Consider the following 2,802-nt stretch of genomic DNA (forward strand, 5'->3'; position numbering starts at 1 on the left):
CCCCGCGGCGCCGCCCGGCGCGCCCAAGGCCGCCGCGCCGCCGCCGTTCGTCGCCTGGCTGCGCGCGCCCCGCCCCGCCGTGCCGCCCGGCGTGTGGGCCTACGGCCACCGGCCCCGGCCCCCCGAGGACCCCGACCGCATCCCCGGCGGCAAGCTGGTGGGCGGCGCGCTGATCTCCGCCCTGTGCGGCTGGCTGCTGTGGTCCCTGCTGTCCCACCACTACCTCGGCGGCTACTGGCAGTGGCCGCTGCGCGCGGTCACCCCCGACTCCTGGTGGTACTACGACAAGACGGACAAGGGCCTGTACGCCGCCAAGGTCTACCGGTGGCTGGTCATCGGCGCTATCGCCGTGGTCTTCGGCCGCATCGGCAACTGGCCCGAGGTCTGGCGCCGCTACGCCACCCCGGTGCTGCGCCGCCTGTGGGACGACTCCGCCGCCGGGCCGTCGGACGGGACCCGGCCCGCCGGGCCGCCGCTCCCGCGGGAGGACCCCGCCGAGTGGCCCGAGCTGCGCGCCGCGGGTGCGCACGCCGCCGCCGACCGGCTGGCCGCGGACGCGCGCGAGGGGCTGATGAACGACGTCGACCAGGCGCGCATCGAGCGCGCCTGGCAGTCGGTGCGCGCCGGCCGGAACTCGCTGGCCGCCTTCACCGACACCGTGCTGCGGCACGGCGCCGCCGCCTGCCCGCACCCCTCCGGCGCGCGCGACGTGTCCGTACGCACCGCCCGGCACGACCTGCCGGTCCGCCAGGTCCGCATCGGCACCGCCGTGGACGACCCGCGCAACCCCCACCAGCACCGCGGCGCCGGGCTCGCCCTGGACCCCGACGTGCTGGGCACCTCGCTGCTGGCCGTCGGCCCGCCCGGCTCCGGCAAGACCGCGCGCCTGGTGCGGCCCGTCGTGGAGTCGCTGTGCCTCCAGGCGCTGGCCGGGCGCGTCGCGGTCGTCGCCGTCGGCGCCGCGGGCGCGGGGCTGGGGCCGGACGACGCGTTCGACGTCGTGGTGAAGATCGGCCGCCCCGACTCGGCCTACGACCTCGACCTGTACGGCGGCGGGAGCGACCCCGACGAGGCGGCCGGCGCGCTCGCCGAGGCGCTGGTCGGCGACCTGCCCGGCGCGGACGGCAGGCGGGCCGCGACCGCCCTCGCCCAGCTCCTGGGCCCCTTCCACGCCGCCTACGGCCGCTTCCCGTCCGTACCCGAGCTGAGGGAGCTGCTGGACGGCTCCCCGGCCGTTCTGGAGCCTCTGCACCGCGAACTGGAGGCGTCCGGGCAGCGCGCCCAGGCCCGCGAGCTGGCCGCGCGCGAGCGGCAGGCCGCCGCGCCGGGCGACGTGGGCCCGCTGCTCGCGGACCGGATCGCGCTGCTGGACCGGCCCGCCTTCGCCGGGTTCTTCGACACCGCCGGCGGACGGCGCCCGTTCTCCCTGGGCGGCGCGCTGGAACACCCGCTGCGGGTGCGCGTCGACCTGCCCGAGCGCGGCCACGCCGAGGCGTCCCGGATGCTGACCCGGCTGATCCTCGCGCAGTTCACCGAGGCCGCCGGGAACCGCCGCGACCGGTCCCTGTTCGCCTGCCTGGTCCTGGACGACGCCTCGCACACCGTCAGCCCCGAGGCGCTGCGCGGCATCCAGCGCCTGCGGTCCGCGGGCGCGGGCGTCGTGCTCACCCTGCGCACCCTCGACGACGTGCCCGAGGGCCTGGGCGGCGCGCTGCTGGGCGCGGTCGGCTGCCGGATGGCCTGCGCCGGGGTGACCACCCGGGACGGGCAGCGGTTCGCGGAGGTGTGGGGCAAGGAGTGGGTGCAGACCCGGGACGTCACCGACCGCGAGTTCGTCTCCGAGCAGCCGCTGACCCGCGCGCTGCACACGGTCCGCAGCCTGATCACCGGCAAGCGCGCCACGCTCCAGTCGGTGACCGTGCGGACGGTGGAGCGCGAGCGCTGGTCGGCCTCCGAGCTGGCCAACGCGGTCCTGCCCGGCCAGGCGGTGCTGTCGGTGACGTCCGTCACCGGCGGCGGCGCGCCGCCGGTCCTGGTCGACCTGCGGTCCTGACCGGCGCCCGGCGGCCCCGGCGCCGCCCCGCGCGGGACGCCGGGACCGGGCGCGGTCCCGGCCGCCCGCGCCGCCGTGTGGGCCACTGGGGCAGAATCGAAGGGACCCGTTCGTACGGAACGTCAGCCCCGGGAAGCCCTCGGAAGGTGCCATGCCCGCCACGCTCGCGTCCCTCGTCCGCCACCCCGGGCTCGGGCTGACCGTGCTCGCGGGCGGCGACCGGCTCGACACGCCCGTGCGGTGGGCGCACGCCAGCGAGCTGGCCGACCCCGTGCCGTACCTGGACGGCGGCGAACTGCTGCTGGTCACCGGCCTGACGCTGGACGTCGCCGACCCCGAGGCCATGACCCGCTACGTGCGGCGGCTGGCCGGCGCGGGCGTCGCCGGGCTGGGCTTCGCGGTCGGCGTGCACCACGGCGCGGTGCCCGCCGCGCTCGTCGGGGCGGCCCGGCAGGAGGGCCTGCCGCTGCTCGCCGTGCCGCGCCCCACGCCGTTCATCGCCATCTCCAAGGCCGTCTCCGCGGCCCTCGCCGCCGACCAGTACCGGTCGGTCACCGCCGGGTTCGAGGCGCAGCGCGAGCTGACCCGCGCCGCGCTCGGCCCCCAGGGGCCCGCCGCGCTGCTCGCCCGGCTGGCCACCGAGGTCGACGGCTGGGCCGCGGTGTACGACGCCGCGGGCGCGGTGACCGCCGTCGCCCCCGACTGGGCGGCCCGCCGCGCCGCCCGGTACGCCGCCGACGCCGAGCGGC

Annotated in this window: 2 protein-coding genes; both read left to right on the forward strand. The window is 78.8% G+C overall.

Annotation, left to right across the window (positions count from 1 at the left end; genetic code table 11):
* On the forward strand, nucleotides 1-2,053 hold a 2,053-nt coding region (locus RKE29_RS29160), incomplete at its 5' end, for an ATP-binding protein (protein WP_312008713.1).
* Between the two features lie 151 nt (nucleotides 2,054-2,204).
* Nucleotides 2,205-2,802, forward strand: a 598-nt coding sequence (locus RKE29_RS29165; RefSeq protein WP_312008714.1) for a PucR family transcriptional regulator ligand-binding domain-containing protein, incomplete at its 3' end; no start/stop codon positions are given.

Source organism: Streptomyces sp. B1866, from assembly GCF_031932565.1.
Taxonomy (GTDB): Bacteria; Actinomycetota; Actinomycetes; order Streptomycetales; family Streptomycetaceae; genus Streptomyces.